General features: G+C 50.4%; 1 protein-coding gene. It reads left to right on the top strand.

Going from position 1 to position 369, the window contains the following annotated elements:
* Window positions 1-23: 23 nt before the first annotated feature.
* A partial coding sequence (locus J0A66_RS22045; RefSeq protein ID WP_241264383.1) for a thioredoxin family protein occupies window positions 24-369 on the top strand: 346 nt, incomplete at its 3' end.

Below are 369 nucleotides of genomic sequence, written 5' to 3'. Positions count from 1 at the left end.
GGGAGTATTCGCAGCATCTGATTTTGGCCAAGGTAAATTGTGATGAGCAGCAGCAAATTGCCATGCAATTCGGAGTGCGCAGTCTGCCGACTGTGATTTTGGTTAAGGATGGTCAACCTATTGATGGCTTTGCCGGCGTACAGGGTGAGTCTGAGATTCGCGCCATGCTGGAAAAACATTTGCCCAGTCCAGCTGACACCTTGCTAGAGCAAGCGCGCTTAAGTCTGAGCGAAGGCGATGCACAACAAGCCTTTGGGCTGGCCAAGCAGGCTTATGATCTGGATAGCCAACGTGCAGATATTAAGTTTGTGCTGATTGAAGCTTATTTGGAACTGGGGCGTTTACAACAGGCCAGGGAGCTGTTGGACA

This window comes from Bowmanella dokdonensis (assembly GCF_017254865.1).
GTDB lineage: Bacteria > Pseudomonadota > Gammaproteobacteria > Enterobacterales > Alteromonadaceae > Bowmanella > Bowmanella dokdonensis.
The sequence above is the reverse complement of the archived record's forward strand: the minus strand, read 5'-3'. Positions and strand labels throughout refer to the sequence as shown.